This is a genomic window from Azomonas agilis, assembly GCF_007830255.1.
GTDB lineage: Bacteria > Pseudomonadota > Gammaproteobacteria > Pseudomonadales > Pseudomonadaceae > Azomonas > Azomonas agilis.
In genome coordinates, this window is sequence record NZ_VLKG01000006.1 from 22,355 (window position 1) to 45,225 (window position 22,871).

At 49.5% G+C, this 22,871-nt stretch carries 22 protein-coding genes; 9 read left to right on the forward strand and 13 right to left on the reverse strand.

What is annotated here, in order from left to right; translation table 11 throughout:
• Window positions 1-58: 58 nt before the first annotated feature.
• The gene (locus LX59_RS08995) at window positions 59-1,414 is read left to right on the forward strand and encodes a cache domain-containing protein (protein ID WP_144571530.1); all 1,356 of its coding nucleotides are present in this window, start codon (window positions 59-61) and stop codon (window positions 1,412-1,414) included.
• A 10-nt stretch (window positions 1,415-1,424) separates the two neighbouring features.
• Window positions 1,425-2,054 carry a response regulator gene (locus tag LX59_RS09000; RefSeq protein ID WP_144571531.1) on the forward strand — a complete coding sequence of 210 codons (630 nt, stop codon included), beginning with the start codon at window positions 1,425-1,427 and terminating at the stop codon, window positions 2,052-2,054.
• Window positions 2,055-2,103: 49 nt separating this feature from the next.
• Here the strand turns inward: LX59_RS09000 and mtnC are convergent, their stop codons facing one another.
• From mtnC to aroC, 5 genes are read right to left on the reverse strand one after another with little or no spacing between them, the layout of a single operon-like run.
• Window positions 2,104-2,778 (reverse strand): acireductone synthase, encoded by a 675-nt coding sequence (gene mtnC, locus LX59_RS09005; protein ID WP_144571532.1) that lies wholly within the window; start codon window positions 2,776-2,778, stop codon window positions 2,104-2,106.
• Window positions 2,775-3,326, reverse strand: a complete 552-nt coding sequence (locus LX59_RS09010) for a 1,2-dihydroxy-3-keto-5-methylthiopentene dioxygenase (protein ID WP_144571533.1) — start codon at window positions 3,324-3,326, stop codon at window positions 2,775-2,777. Before LX59_RS09010 ends, mtnC begins: the two co-directional genes overlap by 4 nt.
• A 32-nt stretch (window positions 3,327-3,358) precedes the next feature.
• Entirely contained in the window at window positions 3,359-3,979 is a 621-nt protein-coding gene (locus tag LX59_RS09015; protein ID WP_144571534.1) for a methylthioribulose 1-phosphate dehydratase, read from the reverse strand.
• Window positions 3,976-5,130 (reverse strand): MFS transporter, encoded by a 1,155-nt coding sequence (locus tag LX59_RS09020; protein WP_144571535.1) that lies wholly within the window; start codon window positions 5,128-5,130, stop codon window positions 3,976-3,978. The genes LX59_RS09015 and LX59_RS09020 overlap by 4 nt, the downstream gene beginning before the upstream one ends.
• 34 nt (window positions 5,131-5,164) lie before the next feature.
• Window positions 5,165-6,256 carry a chorismate synthase gene (gene aroC / locus LX59_RS09025; RefSeq protein ID WP_144571536.1) on the reverse strand — a complete coding sequence of 364 codons (1,092 nt, stop codon included), beginning with the start codon at window positions 6,254-6,256 and terminating at the stop codon, window positions 5,165-5,167.
• A gap of 269 nt (window positions 6,257-6,525) precedes the next feature.
• On the opposite strand from aroC, the gene LX59_RS09030 reads away from it, so the two are divergent.
• Window positions 6,526-7,158 (forward strand): histidine phosphatase family protein, encoded by a 633-nt coding sequence (locus tag LX59_RS09030; protein WP_144571537.1) that lies wholly within the window; start codon window positions 6,526-6,528, stop codon window positions 7,156-7,158.
• Window positions 7,159-7,210: 52 nt separating this feature from the next.
• Here LX59_RS09030 and nadA read toward each other — a convergent pair whose 3' ends face one another.
• The gene (gene nadA, locus LX59_RS09035; RefSeq protein ID WP_144571538.1) at window positions 7,211-8,269 is read right to left on the reverse strand and encodes a quinolinate synthase NadA; all 1,059 of its coding nucleotides are present in this window, start codon (window positions 8,267-8,269) and stop codon (window positions 7,211-7,213) included.
• Window positions 8,270-8,478: 209 nt separating this feature from the next.
• Window positions 8,479-9,972 carry a succinyl-CoA:acetate CoA-transferase ScpC gene (scpC, locus tag LX59_RS09040; protein WP_144571539.1) on the reverse strand — a complete coding sequence of 498 codons (1,494 nt, stop codon included), beginning with the start codon at window positions 9,970-9,972 and terminating at the stop codon, window positions 8,479-8,481.
• Between the two features lie 371 nt (window positions 9,973-10,343).
• Between scpC and LX59_RS09045 the strand changes: the two genes are divergently transcribed.
• The gene (locus LX59_RS09045; RefSeq protein WP_144571540.1) at window positions 10,344-11,588 is read left to right on the forward strand and encodes an OprD family porin; all 1,245 of its coding nucleotides are present in this window, start codon (window positions 10,344-10,346) and stop codon (window positions 11,586-11,588) included.
• Between the two features lie 76 nt (window positions 11,589-11,664).
• Here LX59_RS09045 and LX59_RS09050 read toward each other — a convergent pair whose 3' ends face one another.
• Both LX59_RS09050 and tcdA read right to left on the reverse strand, forming a co-directional pair.
• Complete coding sequence (locus LX59_RS09050; RefSeq protein WP_170234358.1) at window positions 11,665-12,138, reverse strand: GNAT family N-acetyltransferase; 474 nt, start codon at window positions 12,136-12,138, stop codon at window positions 11,665-11,667.
• 19 nt (window positions 12,139-12,157) lie between these two features.
• Entirely contained in the window at window positions 12,158-12,937 is a 780-nt protein-coding gene (tcdA, locus tag LX59_RS09055) for a tRNA cyclic N6-threonylcarbamoyladenosine(37) synthase TcdA (RefSeq protein ID WP_144571707.1), read from the reverse strand.
• 108 nt (window positions 12,938-13,045) lie between these two features.
• Between tcdA and yejK the strand changes: the two genes are divergently transcribed.
• Window positions 13,046-14,053: a nucleoid-associated protein YejK gene (gene yejK / locus LX59_RS09060; RefSeq protein WP_144571542.1), complete on the forward strand. Its 1,008-nt coding sequence runs from the start codon at window positions 13,046-13,048 to the stop codon at window positions 14,051-14,053.
• On the opposite strand, the gene dinG is transcribed toward yejK, so the two are convergent.
• Both dinG and LX59_RS09070 read right to left on the reverse strand, forming a co-directional pair.
• Window positions 14,050-16,185, reverse strand: coding sequence for an ATP-dependent DNA helicase DinG (dinG, locus tag LX59_RS09065; protein WP_144571543.1), 2,136 nt, complete (start codon window positions 16,183-16,185; stop codon window positions 14,050-14,052). The genes yejK and dinG overlap by 4 nt on opposite strands.
• A gap of 117 nt (window positions 16,186-16,302) precedes the next feature.
• On the reverse strand, window positions 16,303-16,998 hold the full coding sequence (locus LX59_RS09070; RefSeq protein WP_144571708.1) for a PA1041 family peptidoglycan-binding anchor lipoprotein: 696 nt from the start codon (window positions 16,996-16,998) through the stop codon (window positions 16,303-16,305).
• A 281-nt stretch (window positions 16,999-17,279) separates the two neighbouring features.
• Between LX59_RS09070 and LX59_RS09075 the strand changes: the two genes are divergently transcribed.
• From LX59_RS09075 to LX59_RS09090, 4 genes are all read left to right on the forward strand, one after another.
• Window positions 17,280-17,771, forward strand: a complete 492-nt coding sequence (locus tag LX59_RS09075; RefSeq protein WP_144571544.1) for a DUF6231 family protein — start codon at window positions 17,280-17,282, stop codon at window positions 17,769-17,771.
• 2 nt (window positions 17,772-17,773) lie between these two features.
• Window positions 17,774-18,241 (forward strand): YchJ family protein, encoded by a 468-nt coding sequence (locus LX59_RS09080; RefSeq protein WP_144571545.1) that lies wholly within the window; start codon window positions 17,774-17,776, stop codon window positions 18,239-18,241.
• Window positions 18,242-18,344: 103 nt separating this feature from the next.
• Window positions 18,345-19,328, forward strand: a complete 984-nt coding sequence (locus tag LX59_RS09085; RefSeq protein WP_170234359.1) for a restriction endonuclease — start codon at window positions 18,345-18,347, stop codon at window positions 19,326-19,328.
• 62 nt (window positions 19,329-19,390) lie between these two features.
• Window positions 19,391-21,112 (forward strand): ATP-binding protein, encoded by a 1,722-nt coding sequence (locus tag LX59_RS09090; RefSeq protein ID WP_144571547.1) that lies wholly within the window; start codon window positions 19,391-19,393, stop codon window positions 21,110-21,112.
• A 54-nt stretch (window positions 21,113-21,166) separates the two neighbouring features.
• On the opposite strand, the gene LX59_RS09095 is transcribed toward LX59_RS09090, so the two are convergent.
• Window positions 21,167-21,598 carry a universal stress protein gene (locus LX59_RS09095; RefSeq protein ID WP_144571548.1) on the reverse strand — a complete coding sequence of 144 codons (432 nt, stop codon included), beginning with the start codon at window positions 21,596-21,598 and terminating at the stop codon, window positions 21,167-21,169.
• A gap of 124 nt (window positions 21,599-21,722) precedes the next feature.
• Entirely contained in the window at window positions 21,723-22,577 is an 855-nt protein-coding gene (locus tag LX59_RS09100) for a protein kinase domain-containing protein (RefSeq protein ID WP_144571549.1), read from the reverse strand.
• Window positions 22,578-22,871 lie beyond the last annotated feature (294 nt).

Consider the following 22,871-nt stretch of genomic DNA (forward strand, 5'->3'; position numbering starts at 1 on the left):
CATACGCTGGAAACAATAGTCAAGCCCCTCAAGGTTCAGGTTCGATACCAGCATAAACATGCAACTTAAGCACAAAATCGTCGCTCTTAGCGTAACGCCTTTGTTATTGGCGGTTACTCTTATTTGTGTTCTTGTTCTGACTCAAAACCAACGTCTTGGAGAGCAACAAGCTGCTTTGCTGGAGTCTGCCATTTTGTCCAGCAAACGAGCGGAACTTAAGAATTATGTGGCTCTGGCTCTGAGGGTTATAGAGCCCATGCGCAATAATCTAAAACTGCCCCAAGAGACTTTGCATCAACAGACGTTGGCCGCGCTTGCCCGTCTCGATTTCGGTAAGGACAACTACTTTTTTGTATACGACAAACAGGGGCGCAATTTAATGCACCCCCGCCAGCCTGATTTGGTGGGTAAGAGCCTCTGGGATATGACCGATGCCGATGGCTTTCCCATCGTACAAGCTTTGGTGTCCGCCGCTACTCAGGGCGATGGCTTTCAACGCTATCGTTGGCTGAAACCCTCGACCCAACAAACCACCGATAAGCTGGCCTATGTAGTGATGTTAGAACCTTGGGGTTGGCTATTGGGGATTGGGCTGTATTTAGAGGACGTGGATCAGGCTTTACAGCAAGTGCGTACTGAAGTGACCACTGGAATTCATACTACGATGGTGGCAATTACCAGCATTGTTTTAGTCGCGGTATTACTGGTTTTTATTGCAGGTTTAGCATTAAACGTCCGGGAGCATCGACTGGCCGATACTAAATTACAGACCCTAAATCGCCGCTTACTAAATTTACAAGAAGAAGAGCGCTCACGGGTTTCCCGAGAATTACATGATGGCATTAGCCAACTTTTGGTATCCATAAAGTTTCAGTTTGAGTTGGCCAGCCATCAATTAGAAACGGGAGCACCTGCAGGACAGATCAGTCTGAACCGTGCTATTCAACAACTGGGTGAGGCCATTGGGGAAATACGTCGAATATCCCACGATTTACACCCTTCTCTATTGGATACCCTTGGCTTAGCCGCAGCCATCGGACAACTCACGAGTGAGTTTGAGCAGCGCTGCAAACTCAGCCTAGATTACACCAATGATCTGGGTAGCATCTTGCTTCCCAATACCTTAGCCGTCGCTCTATTTCGCATTGTCCAAGAAGCACTGACCAACATTGAACGGCATGCCCAAGCAGATCAGGTCATATTGAACCTATCGTGCGTTGATGAAGGCATACAGCTTATCGTAGAAGACAACGGAATAGGTTTTAATCCAAAGGCTCTGGAACAGGGTCAAGAGGGCATTGGACTGCGCAATATCCGGGATCGAGTGGAACACCTTAGCGGGCGCTTTGAGCTATCGTCCAATGCGAAAGGGACACAGATCCGTGTAGTATTGCCTCTTCACGAAGCGGCCTAGAATAATAAGCATGACCTCTGCGTCCCCTATCCGTCTGGCACTGATTGATGACCATGCTCTAGTTCGGGATGGTTTGCGGGCTTTACTCAGTGTCATGCCGCAAATTGAAATTGTGGGTGAGGCTGAAGACGGAGCCAGTGCACTCAAGCTGATGCGTGACCAACTCTGCCCCGACCTGATTCTGATGGATATCGGTCTTAAAGATACCAATGGTTTGGAGTTAACCCGCCAGCTCTGTCAGCAATATCCGGGAATTCGGATCTTAATTTTAAGTATGTACAATAATGACGAATACGTGCGCACCTCTATTCGGGCGGGTGCCTGCGGCTATGTGCTTAAAGATGCTTCTGCTCGCGAAATCGTAGCAGCTATTGAGGCTGTAGCAGCGGGAGGCAGTTTTTACAGCACTGAAATCGCCCGCAAGCTGGCAGAGCGCTCCGCCCAGTCTGACCCTTTAACCCCACGTGAAACGGATATTTTGCACAGTTTGGCTAAGGGGCTGGATAATAAAACCATTGCTCGTGATCTCAACATCAGCGTGCGTACTGTGGAAACCCATCGCTTGAGCATCAGACGTAAGTTAAAACTGGAGAGTACATCCGCTTTAATCAAATATGCTCTGGATCACTTCAAGACCTAAATGCAAATGGGTAAGCAGCTACTACTTACCCAGTATACGGGTATAAGAGCTAGAGATTGATCGCCTCAAAATCCGCTACGGTTGTGTGTCCTTCTAAGATGCCACCTTGTCGGGCTAGACCTATGGTCTGCATACCGGCTTGCCGAGCGGCATCAAGTTCTTCTTTAATATCAGAAAGAAACAAAATTTCACTCGCCGCAAACCCTATGGCTTTAGCAATCCCTTGATAAGAGGTAGTGTCGCGTTTTCCGCCGCTGGTGGTATCAAAATACCCCGAAAATAACGGCGTTAAGTCACCGACTTCAGCGTAACCAAAAATCAATTTTTGCGCTTGGATGGAGCCGGAGGAGTAAACATACAAGCTATAACCCGCAGTTTTCCAACGCCTTAATGCCCTTACTGCATCGGGGTATACGTGGCCCTTTAGTTGGCCCGCCTCATAACCCTGCTGCCAAACCATACCTTGCAGCACTTTCAAGGGTGTTGCTTTACGGTCAGCCTCAATCCAGTCCAGCAGAATGCTGATGACATGTTCCACATCTGCTTGTGTCTCACCCGTTTCCTGCCGTACAGCTTCTAACTGTAGGGCTACTTCAGGTTGCTCAGCATGGGTGCGAACAAAATCTGGTAGATGAGCACGGGCATAGGGAAAAAGTACATCAAATACAAAGCTGACCGCACTGGTAGTACCTTCAATATCGGTGAGGATGGCCTTGAGGGTCACACCAAATCCTCCAGTCGAGGAAAATTATCTGCAATAGGGTCGCCCGTGTACTGAGCTACCCAGCCTTCAGGGTTATTGAACAGGCGGATGGCAATGAATTCTGGATGTTCGCCCATATCAAACCAGTGGCGGGTTCCTGCGGGTACTGAAATCAGGTCGTTACGCTCGCAGAGAATGCAATAAACGTATTCATTAATATGTACGGAAAACAGGCCACGACCTGCTACGAAGAAACGTACTTCATCTTCGCCGTGGGTGTGCTCCATCAAAAATTTATCGCGCAACTCATCCTTTTGTGGGTGCTTACGATCCATGCTGATCACATCGACCGTAATGTAACCGCGTTCTGTTTTCAAACGATCAATCTGGGTTTGAAAGGCAGCAATGACTTCCTCAGCCGGAGTACCTGCCACCAAACGACGTTCAGCAGGCCAGCGCTCATAACCAATACCTGTGGTTGCCAAGGTCGCACTGATGTCTTCTGCATGGGTCAAAAGCTTGATGGGCTGTAAAGGCGCATCCGCACGATACACGGCTAAAATGGTCATACATTCTCCTCAAAACAGGCATCAATCAGGAATTAGCGGGGCTGTACGGCTTTTAGTTTTAGCTCGCACTCAAATAAGAACTCAAAAGCTTCCACTTGGCGTAAAACGTCGTTCATCTTAGCGCCCCAAGTGTAAAGACCATGTCCGCGAATGAGGTAGCCTACGCATTCTGAATGGTTTTCAAGCCAAGGTTGAACTTTAGCTGCTAAGCGCTCGATATTCTGATCGTTATCAAAAATCGGGACGCAGACTTGGGATTCATGGGTGGTAATACCGGTGAATGCCTTTTGTAGCTCGTAATCTGCAAACACCAAGGAGTCGCTCAAGGTTAGGCGGGATAACACCGTTGCACCCACGGAATGGGTATGTAATACGGCTCCTACTTCGGGCTGCCAACGGTAAATTTGCAGATGAAGTCCTGTTTCTGCGGAAGGCTTTTTACCGGGCTCTAGGCTGTTCCCGTCCATATCTACGGCCAGCAAATCTTCGGTAGTTAGCTGTCCTTTATGCTTACCCGATACGGTGAGCAGCACTTCTGAACTGGTTAAGCGTGCGGAGTAGTTGCTACTGGTGGCCGGTGACCAACCCCGTCCATATAGAAAACGCCCTGCCTCAATGATGGTTTGAGATAAGTGCTCGCGTGTGGCTGTCATGCTGGCTCCTCCTGCAATCGGGCCCACATGATAACGGCTGCAATCAAGGTTGCCAGCGCTGCAAGAGCAAAAGTCACCGCAGGCCCGAGGGTATTCCAACTATAACCCGCGTAGAGTGCCCCCAGGGCCCCTCCTATACCCGATACAGAGGCATAAAAGGCTTGGCCTTGACCTTGGTATTTAGCTCCCACGCGATGCTGTATAAAATGTACTGCTGCAATATGGAAACTGCCAAACGTAGCAGCATGGAGTATCTGAATAACCAGAAGCCACAGCAAGTTATCAGCGGCAGACGACCCTAACAGCAGCCACCGTACAGTAGCCAATACAAAGCTAGCCAGTAGGATCTGACGCAAACTAAAGCGCTCCAATACGCTAGACATGACCCAAAACAGCACAATTTCTGCAATGACTCCTAATGACCACAGTAAGCCCACAGCGGTTCGGCTATAACCCAACGACTCCAGATAAAGGCTTAAAAAGGTGTAATAAGGCCCGTGGGATAACTGCATCAATCCGGCACATAGGTAAAAAGCTAACAAGCTGGGTTGTTGGAGTTGCTGCCAAAAACTGTCGCTAGAGTATTGGACTTTAGGCGTTACAGGCCGTGCATTAGGTACCCAAAGACTGGCCAAAACAATGCCGCTCATAATAAGCACTATGGCCACAGGCCAAGCATCCAGACTCAGATGTTCAAAAAGTCCGCCCAACCCCACCACGGCCACAATAAAACCAATGCTGCCCCACAGTCGTATGCGGCTGTATCCTGAGGCTCGGTCTCGTAAATGCGCTAGGGTGATGACCTCAAATTGAGGGAGCACGGCATGCCAAAAAAAAGCATGCAGCGCCATGACCATGACAAGCCAGCCATAATTCTGATCAACAAAAATCAGCAGGAAAGCCAACAGGGTAGCTAAAGCCCCTAGACGCACGATAAGCAGCCGTTGCCCCGTAATATCGCCCAGCCAACCCCATAAATTGGGTGCCACGCAACGCATAAGCATTGGGATGGCTACTAGCTCGCCAATGCGTTCCGCCGAGAACCCTAAATGGGCAAAATACAGCCCAAAGAAAGGTGCAGTACCTCCCAGCAGGGCGAAATAGAAAAAGTAAAAACTGGACAGCCGCCAGTAGGGTAAGGCCGCAGTCATTACTACAAGGCTCCGGCTACTAAAGCACAGTCAGTCACAATTGCGGCAGTACGGGGGTGGTTACGCGTACTTCAGCATTTTGGGCTCTATGGCGCAGTAAGTGATCCATTAACACTAAGGCCATCATCGCTTCAGCGATGGGCGTGGCACGAATGCCAACACAAGGATCATGACGACCTTTAGTCACCACCTCCACCGGATTGCCATGTACATCAATAGAACGACCGGGCGTGGTGATACTGGGTGTAGGCTTTAAAGCCAAATGAGCCACAATAGGTTGACCCGAGGAAATACCGCCCAAAATTCCGCCCGCATGGTTGGAGACAAAGCCCTCTGGCGTTAGTTCATCGCGGTATTGGGTACAGCGTTGGGAAACAGCCGCAAAACCATCACCAATTTCCACCCCTTTCACCGCATTAATGCTCATCAAAGCGTGGGCTAAATCGGCATCCAGTCGGTCAAAAATGGGCTCACCCAACCCAGGCAATACACCTTCAGCGACTACAGTGATTTTAGCGCCTACGGAGTCTTGATCGCGGCGTAGTTCATCCATATAGGCTTCCAGCTCCAATACCTTGGCAGGATCAGGGCAGAAGAACGCATTTTGTCCCACGCTTTCCCAGCTTTGGAAGGGAATTTCAATGGGGCCAAGCTGGCTCATATAGCCCCGCACTTTAATACCTTGGGTTGCCAAATACTTTTTAGCAATAGCTCCAGCAGCCACGCGCATGGCTGTTTCTCGTGCAGAGCTGCGCCCACCACCACGATAATCCCGAACTCCATATTTATGGTGGTAGCTGTAATCCGCGTGGGATGGACGGAATAAGTCCTTGATGGCGGAGTAATCCTTAGATTTTTGATCAGTATTGCGGATCAATAACCCAATAGGACAGCCTGTGGTTTTACCTTCAAAAACGCCGGACAGAATTTCGACGGCATCCTCTTCCTGACGTTGGGTTGTGTGGCGGCTGGTGCCGGGTTTACGACGATCCAAATCCTGTTGCAAATCTTCAGAACTTAGGGGCAATCCCGGTGGACAACCATCCACGATGGCCACTAGGGCTGGGCCATGACTCTCGCCGGCCGTGGTGACAGTAAACAGCTTGCCAAAGGAGTTACCGGACATGCACATGCTCCGCTGATAGGCCTGGAATAGAGAGGGATTATACCTGAGCCGCCTTTGTGTCCGCTGAACATCCTAAACCTCAGCACATTTTTTAAAATTTTAGACCTAGCTCACTAATTGATAATTTGTTGCATTTCTTGTGGCGCTATTTAACTACTTAAGCCATTATCATCCAGTATCCAGCCCTAGATTGATTGAGATCTATGCCCTCCATAAAAAAATGTGCATTAGCACTTGGTGGTATCACTGGGCTTTTAAGCGCTGCCTTATTGAGTGAGGCTCACGTCTTAAAGTCTGCTCCCCAAGAACAATCCATTCAAACCCTTGTATTTTTGCGTCATGCCGAAAAGCCAGCGGAGGGCTTGGGGCAACTGAACTGCCAAGGACTCAATCGAGCCATCAGCCTGTCACACATGCTGCCGGAGCGTTTTGGAGCGGCGCACTATATCTTTGCTGCAAACCCCACGCGCAAAGTTGAAGAAGGCCCGAAAGATGAGTCTTACCATTATATTCGTCCTTTAATGACTATTGCACCGACAGCCATTCGCCTCGGATTGCCCATCAACATTGAGTTTGAGGCCGATGAGGTCGATGACTTTGTGGATGAAATACTTGAGTCTAAATACCGCGATAAGACCATTTATACCGCGTGGTCCAGAGGTTATTTGCCTGATGTAATCAATGAATTGCTGTCGGAAACTAAGGCCGACTCTAATCTGAATGTAGGTCATTGGTCACGGGATGACTTCGACAGTATTTTTATGGTCAAGCTGCATTGGAATGGGCATGGAAAACCCAGCGTTACCCTATTGGATAGCGACCAAAAGCTTGATGGCGGAGAGCGTGATTGCCCAACTCCTGAAGTTTCTCAGTCAGGTTTATCCATTGATTCTGAAGCTTAAGGCAGACTCCCCTGCTTGTGTGTGTATTAAGCAGGGGAAATTTACTGAACTACTAGGCGTTACCTGCTAACTTCAAGCGGGCTGACTGGGTAAAGTTCAGCATCCGTTGCAAAGGCTTAATTGCTCGGGGAATTAGAGCAGGATCTACAAAAACCTCGTTCTGCCCTGTGCGTAAGGTCTGAAGCACAGACTCTAGGGTATTCATCGCCATCCAAGGACAATGGGCACAACTGCGGCATGTAGCTCCCTGTCCTGCGGTAGGTGCTTCAATAAACTGTTTATTGGGGCAGAGTTGCTGCATTTTATAGAAGATGCCGCGATCCGTAGCTACGATGAATAAAGGATTGGGCAAGGTCTGGGCTGCTTTTATCAGTTGGCTGGTAGAGCCCACTGCATCGGCTAATTCAATTATCGACTCTGGCGACTCTGGGTGTACTAATACAGCCGCTTCAGGGTACAAGGCTTTCATGTCCGCCAATTGCTTAGCTTTAAACTCTTCGTGAACGATGCAAGCACTGTCCCACAACAACATATCGGCCCCAGTCTCGCGCTGAACATAGCGGCCTAAGTGCTGGTCTGGAGCCCAAATGATTTTTTCGCCATTATCCATTAGGCTTTCTACAACCTCTACGGCGCAGCTGGAGGTCACGACCCAATCAGCTCTAGCCTTCACAGCGGCTGAGGTATTGGCATAAACCACTACTGTGCGGTCAGGATGTTGGTCACAAAAAGCGGAAAACTCATCCACGGGGCAACCTAAGTCCAAGGAGCAAGTGGCCTCCAGAGTTGGCATTAGAATGCGCTTTTCCGGGCTGAGGATCTTAGCTGTCTCACCCATAAAACGTACCCCCGCTACCAGCAGGGTACTAGCCTTGTGATTTTTACCAAAGCGGGCCATTTCTAGGGAGTCAGCCACACAGCCGCCGGTCTGCTCTGCTAAAGCCTGAATCACCGGATCTGTGTAGTAGTGGGCTACCAGTACAGCTTTTTGGCGGGCTAATTCTTGGGCTATTTCATGACGCAACTGAGCCTCCTGCTCTGGGGACAACAGTCTAGGCTGCTGAGCAGCCAGATGCGCCTGGACAAGAATGCGTTCGGGAATCTGCGACATGTCTATTCTTTCAACCTATCTGGGACGCTATTGCGAGCCGTGATTATACACAGCCGCCTCTTTTCTGTTCGTTGGTTACCGCTAAAGAACAAGATTACTCAAACCGAAGTGCTATAGACAAAAGCACCACCCATAAAAAAGGGATGACACGAGGTCATCCCTTTGAAATCAGCACACCCTGAGTAGATAAAACTCAGGATGCTAGTGCCTTATTTCTTCAGCATGTGACCGTTTTTCTCAAGGTTCACGTGCCAAGATAGGGCTTCTTCAATAATGTGCGGAGTTTGGCCGCCACGAGCACAGGCGCGCTCGAAGTAGTCATTCATGGCATCACGGTAGGAAGGATGCACGCACTTGTCGATGATCAGGCGGGCGCGCTCACGAGGAGCCAGACCACGCAGGTCAGCCAGACCTTGCTCGGTAACTACCACGTCAACGTCGTGCTCGGTGTGGTCAACGTGGCCGACCATAGGCACTACGCTGGAGATCGCACCGTCTTTGGCTAGAGACTTGGTCACGAAGATGCCGATTTGGGCGTTACGGGCGAAGTCACCGGAACCACCGATACCGTTCATCATCTTGGTGCCACCCACGTGTGTGGAGTTGACGTTACCGTAGATGTCGAATTCCAGCGCAGTGTTGATACCGATGATGCCCAGACGGCGAATCAGCTCAGGATGGTTGGAGATTTCCTGAGGACGTAGAACCAGCTTGTCTTTGTACTTCTCGATGTTGCCGTAAACGCGCGCACCACACTCTTCAGACAGAGTCATGGAGCTGGCGGAAGCGAACTTCAGCTTACCGGCATCCATCAGTTCGAAGGTGGAGTCTTGCAGCACTTCGGAGTACTGAACCAGATCCGTAAACGGAGAGTTCAGAAAGCCACTGGTTACTGCGTTGGCGATAGTACCGATACCTACTTGCAGCGGGGCCAAGCTGTTGGGCAAACGGCCAGCGGCTACTTCTGCGAGGAAGAAGTCTTTCAGGTGGTCAGCGATGGCTTGGGTTTCATCGTCTGGCGGCAGAATAGTAGAGGGAGAGTCTGGGATGTCGCACAGCACGATGGCCGCGATCTTAGCCGGATCGACTTTGATGTAAGGGGTGCCGATGCGGTCATCTGGGTTGATGAGTGGAATAGGGCCACGACCGGGACGGGCAGCAGGGACATAGATGTCGTGCAGACCTTCTAGGTTAGTGCTGTGGGTGCTGTTGATTTCAACAATCACTGCATCCGCAAATTCAACCAAGTTTGCCGAGTTACCTACTGAGGTACTGGGAACAATGTAGCCTTCTTCGGTGATGGCAACCGCTTCCACGATGGTGACGTTCGGCTTTTTCAGTTGGCCGCAACGCATCATTTCCATAGTGTGGGACAGGTGTTGGTCAATAAACATGACCTTGCCAGCGTTGATGGCTTTACGCAGAGTGGCATCGGCTTGGAACGGCATACGGCGAGCCAGTACACCGGCTTCAGTCATCAGCTTGTCCAGATCGTTACCCAAGCTGGCACCAGTGATCAGAGTGATGTGAACAGGCTCTTTCTTAGCGCGCTCAACCAGAGCCAAAGGCACAGCTTTGGCTTCACCGGCACGGGTAAAACCACTCATGCCGACAGTCATACCATCTTTGATCAAGGATGCGGCTTCTTCAGCGCTTTTTATTTTGCTCTGCAAAGATGCCAGCCGAATGCGGTCAGAACTCATAGGGGCCTCGGTACTAGTTACTACAGCCTGTAGGAGGCCACAGTCTAGTCGCTTCTGATTACGCCGTTGCTCCTACATAGGTCGTATGGGCGAACGGATATTAAGAATATCTTGCATCTTATTGAGATCCTTTTAGGCGGATGAAGATTTTCCCAAACCATTCTGGTCTTTTCTTGGCACCTTTGACCTTAGATCACTGCCGTACCTCTCGTTTCTATTTGTATCACCTTAAAAGCACTTTTTAGATTGAGCGCTAAAGTCAATCTCATTGCCTTGAGTATTTGTAACAAATTATGTATTTTTGTTACAAATACTCACAGTCAATCAGGGCGTTTAAGTCAGTTAATTAGCCCGATGGAGATGACTAAACCATGCGTAGTCTGATTGTAAGAAGCTTTTCTCTAGCTCTACTTGTAGCGCCTGTATTAAGCCAAGCAGCATTTTTAGAAGACTCTAAGACATCTCTTGAGCTTAGGAACTTTTACTTCAATCGGGATTTCCGGCAACCGGGAGGGTCAGCAGGTCAGTCCAAGCAAGACGAATGGGCACAGGGTTTTATCATGCGTTACAGCTCGGGATTTACTGAAGGCCCAGTGGGATTAGGTATTGATGCCTTAGGACTTTGGGGTGTGAAACTGGATTCTGGGCGTGGAGAACGTGGGACAGGTCTATTACCCGTGCACAATAACGGCGATGTTCCTGATGAATACGGCAAATTGGGTGCTACCTTAAAGATGCGCCTTTCCCAAACGACGTTTCGTTATGGCACTTTAATACCTGATTTGCCTACGGTCTCCTCCAGTGACTTGCGCCTTCTCCCCCAGACTTTTCGTGGTGGCCAAATTACTTCCAATGAAATTGCTGGGCTTACCCTTAATACGGGACGTTTAACGCGCAATGTACAACGTAACTCTAGTAGCACTGAAAAAATTACTCTGACTAATAAAGGTATGACGGGGCTAACTCCTGACGATCAGTTTGATTTTTTTAGTGTTAGTTATAAGTGGTTTGATAATTTAACTGTTTCTTATAATTATGCGAATTTAGAGGATAACTACCGCCAAAATTATTTCACCCTGCTGCATAACCTTGACCTGGGGACTGGCAGGTTCTTAAAAACAGACGTGCGCTATGCAAGATCCAGCGATGATGGTCGCACCAACGTAGATAACCACGCTATGCAAGGTATGTTCACCTACCGAGTGGACTATCAAGCCTTTGGTCTTGGCCTGCAAAAAATGACCGGAGATACGGGTTTTGCTTACCTAGCGGGTACCAATCCCTATCTAGTCAACTTCGTTCAAATTAACGACTTTGCTAACCCCAACGAAAAATCCTGGCAAGCTCGTTATGACTACGATTTCGCGGGTATGGGGATTCCGGGGCTTAGTTTCATGACCCGCTATGCCAAAGGCTGGGATTTTAAACGCAGCCTTACTGGCACAGACAACGGTACTGAATGGGAGCGCGATATGGACATTGGCTACGTGGTGCAAGAAGGTGTTGCTAAAAATCTGGGACTGAAGTGGAGAAATGCCACTTTTAGAAGTAATAAAAGTGGCAATGACTTAGACGAAAACCGAGTGATTTTGAGCTATAGCATTCCGCTGTTGTAGTTATTTTAAGTAGGGTGGAAACGCTACACATAGCGGTATTCCGTCCTACTATCGCCCTATCCAAAAACATGATTTATTACGAGCCCCGCAATACACAAACCATTTCAATTTTCGTGACTACTTTGCCGTCTACCCCCTCAAAACCTTCTGCCTGAAGCTCATCCACAACTATGAACCCTAGTTTTGCAAAAACAGCGGGATTGCCAGTTTCTTTAATGGTGTGCAAAACAAGCTTTAACCGTTCACGCTGAATCGCTATATCCTTAACAGAACTTATCAGTGCCCTCGCAACTCCAAACCGCCGCCATAATGGATGAACGGCAAGCCCCTGCACATATATCGAATCAGACCCTATAAAATACTCAACAGTCCCAACAAGCTCCTCACCGATAATAGCTACCAATATTTCTGGTTCACGCTCATTGGTCTGATTGACTGGTCTTATTCCCCTAGAGCGCCGATAAACTGATCTAAGATCAGCCGTTGCAAGGGCAATCACATCAGCGACTTTACTGTGATCACTTACTTTTTTCTCCCGAATCCTGATCACACTCAACTCCATATTTTCTCTATTTAATTGCTGCCAGCTTCTCCACTGCCTTTGCTGCCGCAGCCATACCAAAACTGGCAGTAACCATCGTCACTGCCCCAAAACCTCCAGCGCAATCCAGCTTAACGCCCTCCCCAACAAAGCTTTTGTTCTGACACACAGTGCCATCGGGTTTGGGGTAACGCAGTTGCTCGCTAGAGAACACACAGGGCACGCTGTAGTGGCGGCCCGGTGTGCGGGAGAAATTGTAATCACGGCGCAAGGTGGCCCGCACTTTAGCCGCCAAGGGATCATTAAACGTCTTATTTAGATCAAGGATTTGGATTTTAGTGGGATCAATTTGCCCGCCTGCTCCGCCGGTGGTGACAATGCCAATCTTGCGCCTTTTGCACCAAGCAATCAGCGCCGCTTTGGCCGCTACGCTGTCGATGCAGTCGATAACAAAATTCAATCGCTCGGTAATGAGTTCGGGCAGAGTTTCACGGGTCACAAAATCGGCAATGGCATGTACGGTGCAGTGCGGGTTGATGGCCCGCAGCCGCTCGGCCATCACTTCTACCTTAGGGCGGCCAATGTTGTCGCACAGGGTATGCAGTTGACGGTTGGTATTGGTGACGCAGATGTCGTCCAGATCAAACAGGGAAATTTCGCCCACCCCTGTGCGTACTAGTGCTTCCGCGGCCCAAGAACCTACCCCACCGATGCCCACCACCGCTACATGGGAAGCTGCTAGGCGTTCTAAGGCTTGCCGTCCGTACAAACGGGCAATGCCGCCAAAGCGTTGTTCGTCAATGGTCATCATGGGGCGCACTCCTCGTCAGCAAGGAGCGGATTATAGGAGATGCCCGCCCTTCTGTGCCGCCATCCAGTAAACTGTAGGTCGCGTTTTTACCTCTGTGAGCCTCCCATGCCCATTCACCATTGCATCCTGCACTTTATCGACAAAAAACCTGATGGCAGCCCTGCTATCCTGCATCGCCGTGAAGCCGAGCTGGCCCAATCTGAGGCCATCGAATATCTGTTAGCTGATCTGAACGACAGCTACAACGCCAAACCGGGCAAGGGTTGGGGTTACTTTCAGGAAGAAAGCCAAACTTATCCCTTTAAGGGCTGGCTGGAAGCTTATTTAGCTCAGTCGCAGGACTTTCCCGCTTTTACCACTCAAGCAGTGCAGCATTTACAGGCTTTAATGGAACAATCCAACCTCGCCACCGGTGGCCATGTGTTGTTTGCCCACTACCTGCAAGGGATGACCGAGTACCTAATCACTGCCCTTTTGCATCAAACACAGGGCATCGGCATCAGCGAGTCCTTAGAATTGGTAACGGGCGAGCATCTGGACTTATCCCAACTGCACTTAGCGGCGCGGATTAACCTGTCCGAATGGCAAAACAACGCCCAATCCAAGCAGTACATCTCCTTTATTAAGGGCCGTAACGGGCGCAAGGTATCGGACTACTTCCGCGACTTTATCGGCTGTCAGGAAGGTGTGGATGCACCCACGGAAACCCAAACCCTGCTCAAAGCGTTCAGCGATTATGTGGACAGCAGCGACCTTCCCGAGCAACAGGTACGGGAAAAAACCGAGGCTTTGATGGATTACGCCAGTACTCAAGCGCGCCTTGGCCAGCCCATTAGCCTAGAGGAACTGTCCGAGGTATTGGACGAGGAACAGCCACGGGGCTTTTACCAGCACATCCGCAACAGCGATTACGGATTGGCTCCAGAAATCCCAGCCGATAAGCGCACTCTAAGCCAATTTAGGCGCATCAGCGGGCGGGCTGATGGCCTATCCATCAGCTTTGAAGCTCACCTGCTCGGGTCACAGGTGGAGTACGACGACAGCCGTGAGGTGCTAATCATCCGTCAATTACCCAGCCAACTGCGTGAGCAGCTTAAAAAGCGCAAAAGCTAGCTGATCTCACGGCGAAACGGCGGCAGACTGTCCAAAATGACTCGGCCATAACGCTGAGTCACCACCCGCCGATCCAATAGCGTGATGGTTCCGCGATCCTGCTCCGAACGCAGTAAACGACCGCAGGCTTGCACCAGCTTTAATGAGGCATCGGGTACAGTAATCTCCATAAAGGGATTACCACCCCGCGCCTCAATCCATTCGGCCAAAGCAGCCTCGACCGGATCATCAGGTACCGCAAAAGGAATGCGGGCAATTACCACATGCTCACAATAAGCCCCCGGTAAGTCGATACCTTCGGCAAAGCTGGCTAATCCAAAAAGCACGCTCGGTTCATGGTTATCTACACGGGCTTTATGGCGGTTCAGGGTTTCTTGCTTGGACAGGTCGCCCTGCACCAGCACTCGTTTACGCCAAACCTCATTTAGCCCTGTGAACACCTCTTGCATCTGCCGCCGTGAGGAAAACAGCACCAGCGCGCCACGCGCTTCCTCCAACAACTTGGGCAACTCACGGATAATGGCCGCACTATGGGCAACCTGATCACGCGGATCGGCTTGCAGATCAGGCACACGCAATAGACCCGCTTCCGCATGCTGAAAAGGACTGGGCACCGCCAAACTAGCAGCCATGCTGGGTAAACCCGCTCGCTGATACAGCCGATCAAAACGGTTTAACGCCGTCAAAGTCGCCGAGGTGATGACCGCACCATGTGCCGGTAGCCACAAACTACGGCGTAGAGTTTCAGCGGCTAAAATGGGGCTGGCGTGTATCTCAAGGTCTTGATGTTCGGTTTGAGTCAGCCAACGAGCCATCGGTGGCCCCTGTTCGGAATCCTCTGCTACAAAGGCTCCCCAAAGCTCCGTATTCGCTTGCGCGCGGGTGAGCATCCCACCAAATAAGGGATACCACTGCTCTGCCTGATAGCTATTAATTCCAGAACTGATATCGCCGTTCATGGCTTGGCGCAAAATATCGGTGAGACGGTTAAGGTTGTCCGCACTGCGCTGAAAATGCCCTTTCAGCTCTTGACCTATAACCTTTAAAGGATCGGGAATTACTCCCCCGACAAAACGGTGACTGGGCCGCTCTTGGGTTTCAGGAGACTCTGGAGGCCTAAAATTTGCTAACTGCTCACAGAGACTCAGTAAAGTCTGTTGCACCGTCCGGCCTTCTTTAAGCTGCTCAATCAAGCGCTCCAATATCCGCCCCGTTTCCCCCGGAAAGGCATGTTGGGCCAACAGTCGGCTCAGTTGTTTTTCAGACTGGCCCATCCAATCCGCTGTGGCCCGAATACGAGCACTGTGGGCAAAGTGATTAATGGCTTTATCCGGCAGATGATGCCCTTCATCGAAGACATAAAAGGTTTCCGCAGGGTTTGGCAAAATCGCTCCACCACCCAAGGCCAAGTCAGCAAGCACCATATCGTGGTTGGTGACAATAACATCCGCCTTAGTCATGCCCTCCCGTGCTTTATAAAAGGGGCATTGCTGAATATTAGGACAGTAACGCCCTGTACATTGCCCATGATCTACAGTGACCAGCGACCAAACCCCATCTTCAATACTCTGTGGCCAGCTATCGCGGTCACCATCCCAACGGTTAGTAGAGAGCTGTTCTAACATTTGAGTAAACAGCTCAAGGCGTTTCTCATCCACCTCTAAGCGAAATCCTTCCTCCAGAAAAAGCTGGGCGGTCGCATTTTGGGCTTGGGAGTCTTGCAACAGCACATCCAGTCGCGACACGCACAGATAACGCCCGCGCCCCTTGGCCAAGGTAAAGCTAAAGCTTAAACCGCTGTGTTGCATCAGGTCGGGTAAGTCCTTATGCACAATCTGTTCTTGCAAGGCCACGGTAGCAGTAGAAATTACTAGCCGTTTTTCGGCCGCTTGGGCAATGGGGATGGCGGCTAATCCGTAGGCTACGGTTTTACCCGTACCTGTACCGGCTTCCACAGCAACGATGGCAGGGTCACTGGTTCGCTGACCTTCCTCGTCGGTTTCTATACCCCCCAAGGTTTTTGCGATCTCGGCAATCATCAGCCGTTGACCATAACGAGGCCGTAATCCCTTGGACTCTAAAAAATGACGATAAGCGCCTTGAATACAGGCTTTAAGTTCGGAGCTGAGCATGTACGCCAACAGAGTCCCAAGGGTTAAAAGATTCCTATGATAGCCTGTGAATCATCAGGACGAAAAAAACCCGATGTATAAACACCGGGCTTAGATCAGTTGCCTATCTAAAAGAAACTAGCGCTGTACGTCGATTTCTACTCGACGGTTATAAAGACGGCCTTCGTGCGTAGAGTTATCCGCGATGGGACGAGCTTCACCCATGCCCCCCACATGCACGATACTGGCCCTTGGAATCCCCACTTGGATTAGGTAATCCGCAACGGCTTGAGCTCGGCGTTCTGAGAGTTTCTGGTTATAAACCTCAGCTCCCGTATTATCCGTGTGCCCCGTAATAACTAAACGGGTTGAGGTGGCTTCATTACGCAAACGACTGGCAGCCTCATCCAGAATCAGCATATCTTTTGGAGAAAGCTTGGCCGAATCCACCGCAAACAACAGATTGTGGATGACAATGCGCTCTTGGGCGGGTAATGGCGCAGGTGGTGGTACAGGCGCTGGAACCACAGGGACAATCACAGGACAGCCCGTAGCATCAACGAGTTGGCCTTTTGGGGTATCAGGGCATTGATCATGCCGATCCAGTACGCCATCGCCATCACTGTCCGCGTAGAACCAGCAATATCCCCCCGCAATTGCTGCTAGACCTACACCACCCCAAGCCGCTGACTTGCTGTCATCTAATGCCCCCAACAAAGCCCCTGTACCACCACCAATAGCAGCACAGGTAGGCCAACTGGGTTTTTGCACCGCACAGCCGCTTAACACAAGACTTGCTAGGAGCAAGGGAGCGGCCATTTTCATAGTTTGAATCTTCATCTGTATTTCTCCATCCATGCTGGGCACAAAAGCTACCCCTTAGGGCCCTCAAGAGGGGCAAACCAATGGATTAGACCTAAACATCAACAACTTGTTCTTTTCTTTATAGCCAACCCCCTGTGAAAATAAGGAGATTATTTTGTATCTACCGTTACAATTCTCCATCTCTAAATAACGCCACAGCAGTATTTATTGCGCTCTGTTAACTTAGCATAGACGCAAAAACCTCCTCTGCGGCTCATTTCCTATTCGCATTTACCTTGAGGATGAACTGAGTGAGCAATACGGCCTGTACCCCGCAGCAAGCAGTAGCTACCCTGCTGGAGCAATACGCCCCAAAACACTTGCTGTATGTGGGCCACAGTAACCTTCCCGCCTTAAGTGCTTTTTGTCAGACCCACGATGATTGTCATCTCGATCAGACTACCGAAGTCCCCCTTCCTGCGGCGTTAAACAGCCAACGCTATGACCTTGCCCTAGTCGCAGACTGCCTTGAGCACATCCCCAAACGCACAGGACTAGAACTGTTGGGAGGACTGCGTAATCTCAACAGCCGTCGCCTGATCGTACTGGTTGATCTACAAGCTACCGAGTGGCAGGCTACTGATTTTTACGCGCTCGCCTTACACAATGCAGGAGAGTTCCAGCGTGATGAGCAGAAACTGACCCTATTCAGTTACGATCTACTGGATTACAAGCAAGCTCCAGACTGGCTCAATGCAAAGTTTTGGGCCAATCCTTCCTTGTTCGGTAAGTTTTGGTGGTAGCTATGTCGGAGATACCCTGCCCTTGTGGGCAACCACTCCTGCTTACTCAATGTTGCGGCCTACTGCATGCAGGGCAAACAGCCGCCAGCGCTGAGCTTTTAATGCGCTCACGCTACACCGCCTATGTGTTAGGTAATGTCGATTACCTAATACGCACCACATTGCCCATTCAGCAATCTGCTTTGGATTTAGAGGCTATACGAACTTGGAGCCAAACCAGCCAGTGGTTGGGGTTACAGGTCGAGTCCGTTCAAAAGCTGGGGGAACAACACGCTCGCATAAGTTTTCGAGTCAACTGGATGGATGCTCAGGGTAACTCACACCAACATGCGGAAACCTCCCTCTTTGTGCATCTGGCTCAGGGTTGGTTCTTTATTGATCCATCTTATCCACTTAAAGCCAGCCGTAACGATCCATGCCCTTGCAACAGCGGCCAAAAGTTTAAAAAGTGCTGCGCGCCTTATCTGTAAACTTATGAACTCAGGTACTCAATCTCAGCTCCAAACGGGTATTTTCCGTACCAACTCCCTTAGATTTTCCTGCGGACTACTCCTACTGGCAGTGGGCATTTTTTTGAGTCTACAACTGGGGCTTAAATGGCCTGCTCAGGAAGCATTCTGGGAGCTGGGTCTTTGGGCTCATCAAGCCTCATCTCAAGAGTTACTTAACACGCTACGCTACCTTCTCCCAGCGCTGGGCTCTGGCCTGACACTGTATGGACTGCAACAAAGCCTACAGGGTAAGACCTGCTTTGTACCTTGGTGGCTCAGTTTGGGCTTAACCATCGGCAGCTATTGGCTATTGGAGCAATTGATCCAAATACCCCAAGAGCAGCTCATAGACCTTCGCGTCTTCGCATCTACACTGCAACAGCCAAAGCTCAGCCGATGGTTAGAACCTTTATCCTACATTCTGCCCCTAGTGCTGATTGTTTTAGCCTTCATACGCCGCCCCCATTTAGGCGATCCAGTACACGCCGCACTTTTTGATTCCATAGCCAACCCCAAAACCGGTAAAACCCTCGAAAACATCACATGGCAAGAGTTTGAACAGCTTGTGGGGGAAACCTTTCGACGGCGCGGATTTTCCGTAGCGCCCACTCAAGTTGGAGCCGATGGCGGCGTGGATTTGGTACTACGTCAACGAGGCAAAACCTACCTTGTGCAATGTAAACAATGGCGGGCGTTCAAAGTGAGCGTCAATGTAGTCCGCGAACTGTACGGCGTGATGGCCGCAGAAGGGGCTATTGGTGGCTATGTGGTTACCTGTGGCACCTTCACAGAACAAGCCTATACCTTTGCTAAGGGGTTAAATTTACACCTCATAGATGGGGCACAACTCAATCAGTGGATCACAGGAACCACTGAGGCCCCCCAACCCTCAACAAAGGCTAGAAAGACCACCAAGCCAGCCGATCAAATAACGCAAACCACCCCAAAATGCCCAAGTTGCGGAGCCTCCATGCAAAAGCGCCAAGCCAAACGGGGTAATAACCTCGGTAAAAAATTTTGGGGTTGTTCTCAGTACCCACAGTGCCGAGGAACACGACCGCTATAGCTTTAACTTCATAAATTTTGTATGAATGAAAAGGATTTTCACTGCACTAGGTATGAGCTGAGATGAAACTGGTCATAGACCGTCCCTATGTCGAAGCCTTGGTCGAGCGTTTTCCCGACCTTGCCTTCTTAGGGCAACAACTTAAATTCGGCAATCGCGTCGAAATACAGCTAGAGCAACTGTCTTTGGCACAACTGGACTTCCTGCGCCAAAGCTACGAAAACGTAGGCCCAAGTATGAGAACACGGGCCGCACAACTGTCCACCATTCAAAAAGCCCTAGCTGATGGTGGACGGCGTTTTGATGAGGATGATCTTGAACACCTAGTCCCCGGCATTGCAGAGTTTTTGATTCAAAACGCCGTGCGCGGTTGGCTGTTCAAGCTCAACATCTCTGGCAAACCGATTGCGTACTTAGTCTCACGCATCGACTTTACCCCACCCAGTGACGAAGAAACCGGGCGGATTTTGTTGGATCTTAAAGCCAACTCCATGGCAAAGATCACCACCCTGACCCTCACCTTATTTGAGCGAGACATCGTCGGCAAAACCTTACCCGAAATTTTATTGGCCAAGGGTTTTGTTAAAGAAACTCCCGAACTGATTCAAGCCTACGACTACTCAACCCAACGTTTTTTTGAGCTACGGGCAGAGTATGGCCGTCAATTCTCAGGGCGAGGCACAGGGATTTTTGCTGAAGACCCAACCGCCACCCACCGCAATACCGACTGGGGCCGTAAAGAGCTGATCGTGCTCTCCTCCTCAGGCGGCTGGGCCAAATTGGTGAATGATGAAGAAATCATCAAAGACCGCGATCTGGTATTAGAGGTTACGGGAGACGTACTCGCCAAATATCTGCGCAAAGCAGATCGCAGCGTCAAATACAATGATCGGGTGGAAAAAGAGGTCGCCAAAGTTCGGGACAATATGCCCGAAGGAGCCTTCTCAGCCTTACCCATCCACGGCTATATCTTGATGTTCCACCTCGATCTGCATCATCACTTATGGGTGCATGTGGATGACGTGAAACCTTACCTTTACCAGCCTGAACTTAAACAAAAACTGATTCTTCCTCCTGAGCAAACCGACCTGATCGACATTCTGACCGCCGAAATGGATGTGCTGATGGACGATATTGTGGACGGTAAATCCGGTGGCACCACCGTACTCTGTGCAGGCCCACCCGGCGTAGGTAAAACCCTAACTGCCGAAGTGTATTCAGAGATTATCAAACGGCCCCTGTACCGCGTTCACTCAGGACAATTGGGGCTAAATGTTGGAGAAATGGAACAAATCCTCAAAAAAACCCTGACCCGCGCTCAACGTTGGGGTGCGGTGATGCTGATTGACGAGGCTGATGTCTACATCCGTCGCCGTGACGACAATATGACAGCGAATGCCGTTGTAGGCGTATTCTTGCGGGTTTTAGAGTATTTCAACGGCCTACTCTTCCTCACCACCAACCGCATGGACGATATTGACGAGGCCGTTGTGTCGCGTTGTATTGCCTTGATTCGCTATCACCAACCAGACCTAGAGGATCGGCGCAAAATATGGGCGGTGATGACGGAACAATTCGGCCTATCCATCGAACCCAAGATGGTCGACACCTTAGCTGAGCTATTCCCTAAGGCCAGTGGCCGTGACATCAAAGGCTTAGCAAAATTAGTGTCTAAATACTGCCATCACAAATCTGTCCTACCCACCCTAGAGGTTTTTGAGCGGTGCAGTATGTTCCGAGGTATGGATATGGGTAGTCTGATTAGCACCCACCAAGACACCTGATCTAACCCGAACTGTCAGAGCCTTAAACCAGGCTCTGACAATTCGCGAACCACCTTACTTAACGAGCACAACCGGAACCGGTACTTCGTGAATCACCTGAGTGGCCACAGAGCCAAGCAACAGACCTTTCAGACTTCCCAAACCTCGTGTTCCCATTACCACCGTATCGCAGCCTAACTGAGTCACTGTTTCCCGCACTTTTTCTGGCACATTCCCCAGCATCACATGGGTTTTGCAGGACAGACCGGCGGACTCAACATAATTGCTAGCTTCTTTCACGATCTCAGAGCCCTTAGATAAAAACCCCTGAGTCATTTGATCAATCATTTCCACGGTAACGTATTCACCGAACATCACTGGCTCTTGCTGCACATTCAGCACATGCACCTCTAGGCTGGCTTTATGTTCTTTAGCAAAGTCGATCACATACTGGAGTGCCCGATGAGCACTGGCTGAACCATCAAATGCAATCAATACGTTGCGCATCTTTTTCTCTCCTTTGAACCAGAGTCTGCCAATGTAACATCTCTATGGATTGAACGCCTTCTCTAACGCTAGAAAACTCAACTGCCTAGAACCACAGATGCTTGCCGTACATATAGAGTAACGACTAAGCTGAATGACGCTTCAGTAAAGCTTTTTGAGACTCTTGCGCATAAGAATTTCGCTCTTTCCCGTTCCTATCATGCCAAAAGTATAGCTTATAAGCTGATGACTGCTTAACAGACTTGTCTATGTCTGCTGATTCTGGCCCCTTAGTTTTAGTGCAAGCAATCTGAATTCTCTTAATAAAACGTCGTACATATCCTATGGGAGTACGAACTCGGATAAACCAACGCCGCACCAGTAACAAACGGCTTTGAACCTGTGTTAAAGGTTGTGTCGATATTTGCTTCTTTAACTTAACGATACGTGCCAAATTAAGCGCACGTAATGCGCGCCGCACTGGAGAGCATATTTTCCAGTTCGGTACAATTAACGAGGCACCATAGTCAATAAGAACTAATCGTCCTTGATCACTAATCAAAATATTGGTACTACGCAGATCATTGTGAAATACACCTTTGCGGTGTAACTCACCAACAACCCGTAGCAAGGTAACGAAATGAGCCGGATAAGAGGGCTCTACACGGTTAACTCTACGCCCCTCAACATATTCCATGCTAAAAGCGTACTGGCCATTGAAACTAAGAAAGTCAGGTACATGAGCCCAACCTTTTAACTTTTGAAGCACTTTGGCTTCTCTTCGCATTAAATACCGTGCGACAGGAGCCCAAATAGTTCCTGCATAATGACTATAATCTTTAATAATTATAGTTTTATTCTGTTTTCTCTCTATACGTACTTCTGCTTTTAAAAAAGGTTGTGCAGATTGCAGGATAGTAACAGTATCTTCGGTAGGCTCGTTTTTATTTTTTTTATCAGACCCATGCTCAAATTGCCGTTTTACTTTGGCTAATGACATGTTTAATTATCTCTTAATGACAGCAAAGGCAAGAAAAACAACTTTTATATAAAACCAATTTAGAGAGTTGCTTTTCGTCTTTTGAGTATCCGTTCTCGAGCTTTTATCTCCTCACGGTTATAAAAAATTTATACTAAGATAATAACTCATAAATCAATTTGCAACATTGGGCATCAAAAGTGCTCCTAAGCTTTTACAGTACCCACTCCCACCAGCAAGGTTAAATCGAAACAAATACGAACAAAAAGACATAAAAAAACAAAGCAATGTCAAAAAAATAATATATAAATACCA

Bases quoted from the DNA above. Each gene is read 5' to 3' on its own strand.
- LX59_RS09015 (WP_144571534.1), bottom strand. From the start codon at position 3,979: ATGACAGCCACACGCGAGCACTTATCTCAAACCATCATTGAGGCAGGG.
- scpC (WP_144571539.1), bottom strand. From the start codon at position 9,972: ATGAGTTCTGACCGCATTCGGCTGGCATCTTTGCAGAGCAAAATAAAA.
- LX59_RS08995 (WP_144571530.1), top strand. From the start codon at position 59: ATGCAACTTAAGCACAAAATCGTCGCTCTTAGCGTAACGCCTTTGTTA.
- LX59_RS09090 (WP_144571547.1), top strand. From the start codon at position 19,391: ATGAAACTGGTCATAGACCGTCCCTATGTCGAAGCCTTGGTCGAGCGT.
- LX59_RS09010 (WP_144571533.1), bottom strand. From the start codon at position 3,326: ATGACCATTTTAGCCGTGTATCGTGCGGATGCGCCTTTACAGCCCATC.
- LX59_RS09095 (WP_144571548.1), bottom strand. From the start codon at position 21,598: ATGCGCAACGTATTGATTGCATTTGATGGTTCAGCCAGTGCTCATCGG.
- dinG (WP_144571543.1), bottom strand. From the start codon at position 16,185: ATGCTCAGCTCCGAACTTAAAGCCTGTATTCAAGGCGCTTATCGTCAT.
- yejK (WP_144571542.1), top strand. From the start codon at position 13,046: ATGCCCATTCACCATTGCATCCTGCACTTTATCGACAAAAAACCTGAT.
- nadA (WP_144571538.1), bottom strand. From the start codon at position 8,269: ATGTCGCAGATTCCCGAACGCATTCTTGTCCAGGCGCATCTGGCTGCT.
- LX59_RS09000 (WP_144571531.1), top strand. From the start codon at position 1,425: ATGACCTCTGCGTCCCCTATCCGTCTGGCACTGATTGATGACCATGCT.
- tcdA (WP_144571707.1), bottom strand. From the start codon at position 12,937: ATGACCATTGACGAACAACGCTTTGGCGGCATTGCCCGTTTGTACGGA.
- LX59_RS09100 (WP_144571549.1), bottom strand. From the start codon at position 22,577: ATGTCATTAGCCAAAGTAAAACGGCAATTTGAGCATGGGTCTGATAAA.
- LX59_RS09080 (WP_144571545.1), top strand. From the start codon at position 17,774: ATGTCGGAGATACCCTGCCCTTGTGGGCAACCACTCCTGCTTACTCAA.
- aroC (WP_144571536.1), bottom strand. From the start codon at position 6,256: ATGTCCGGTAACTCCTTTGGCAAGCTGTTTACTGTCACCACGGCCGGC.
- LX59_RS09020 (WP_144571535.1), bottom strand. From the start codon at position 5,130: ATGACTGCGGCCTTACCCTACTGGCGGCTGTCCAGTTTTTACTTTTTC.
- LX59_RS09045 (WP_144571540.1), top strand. From the start codon at position 10,344: ATGCGTAGTCTGATTGTAAGAAGCTTTTCTCTAGCTCTACTTGTAGCG.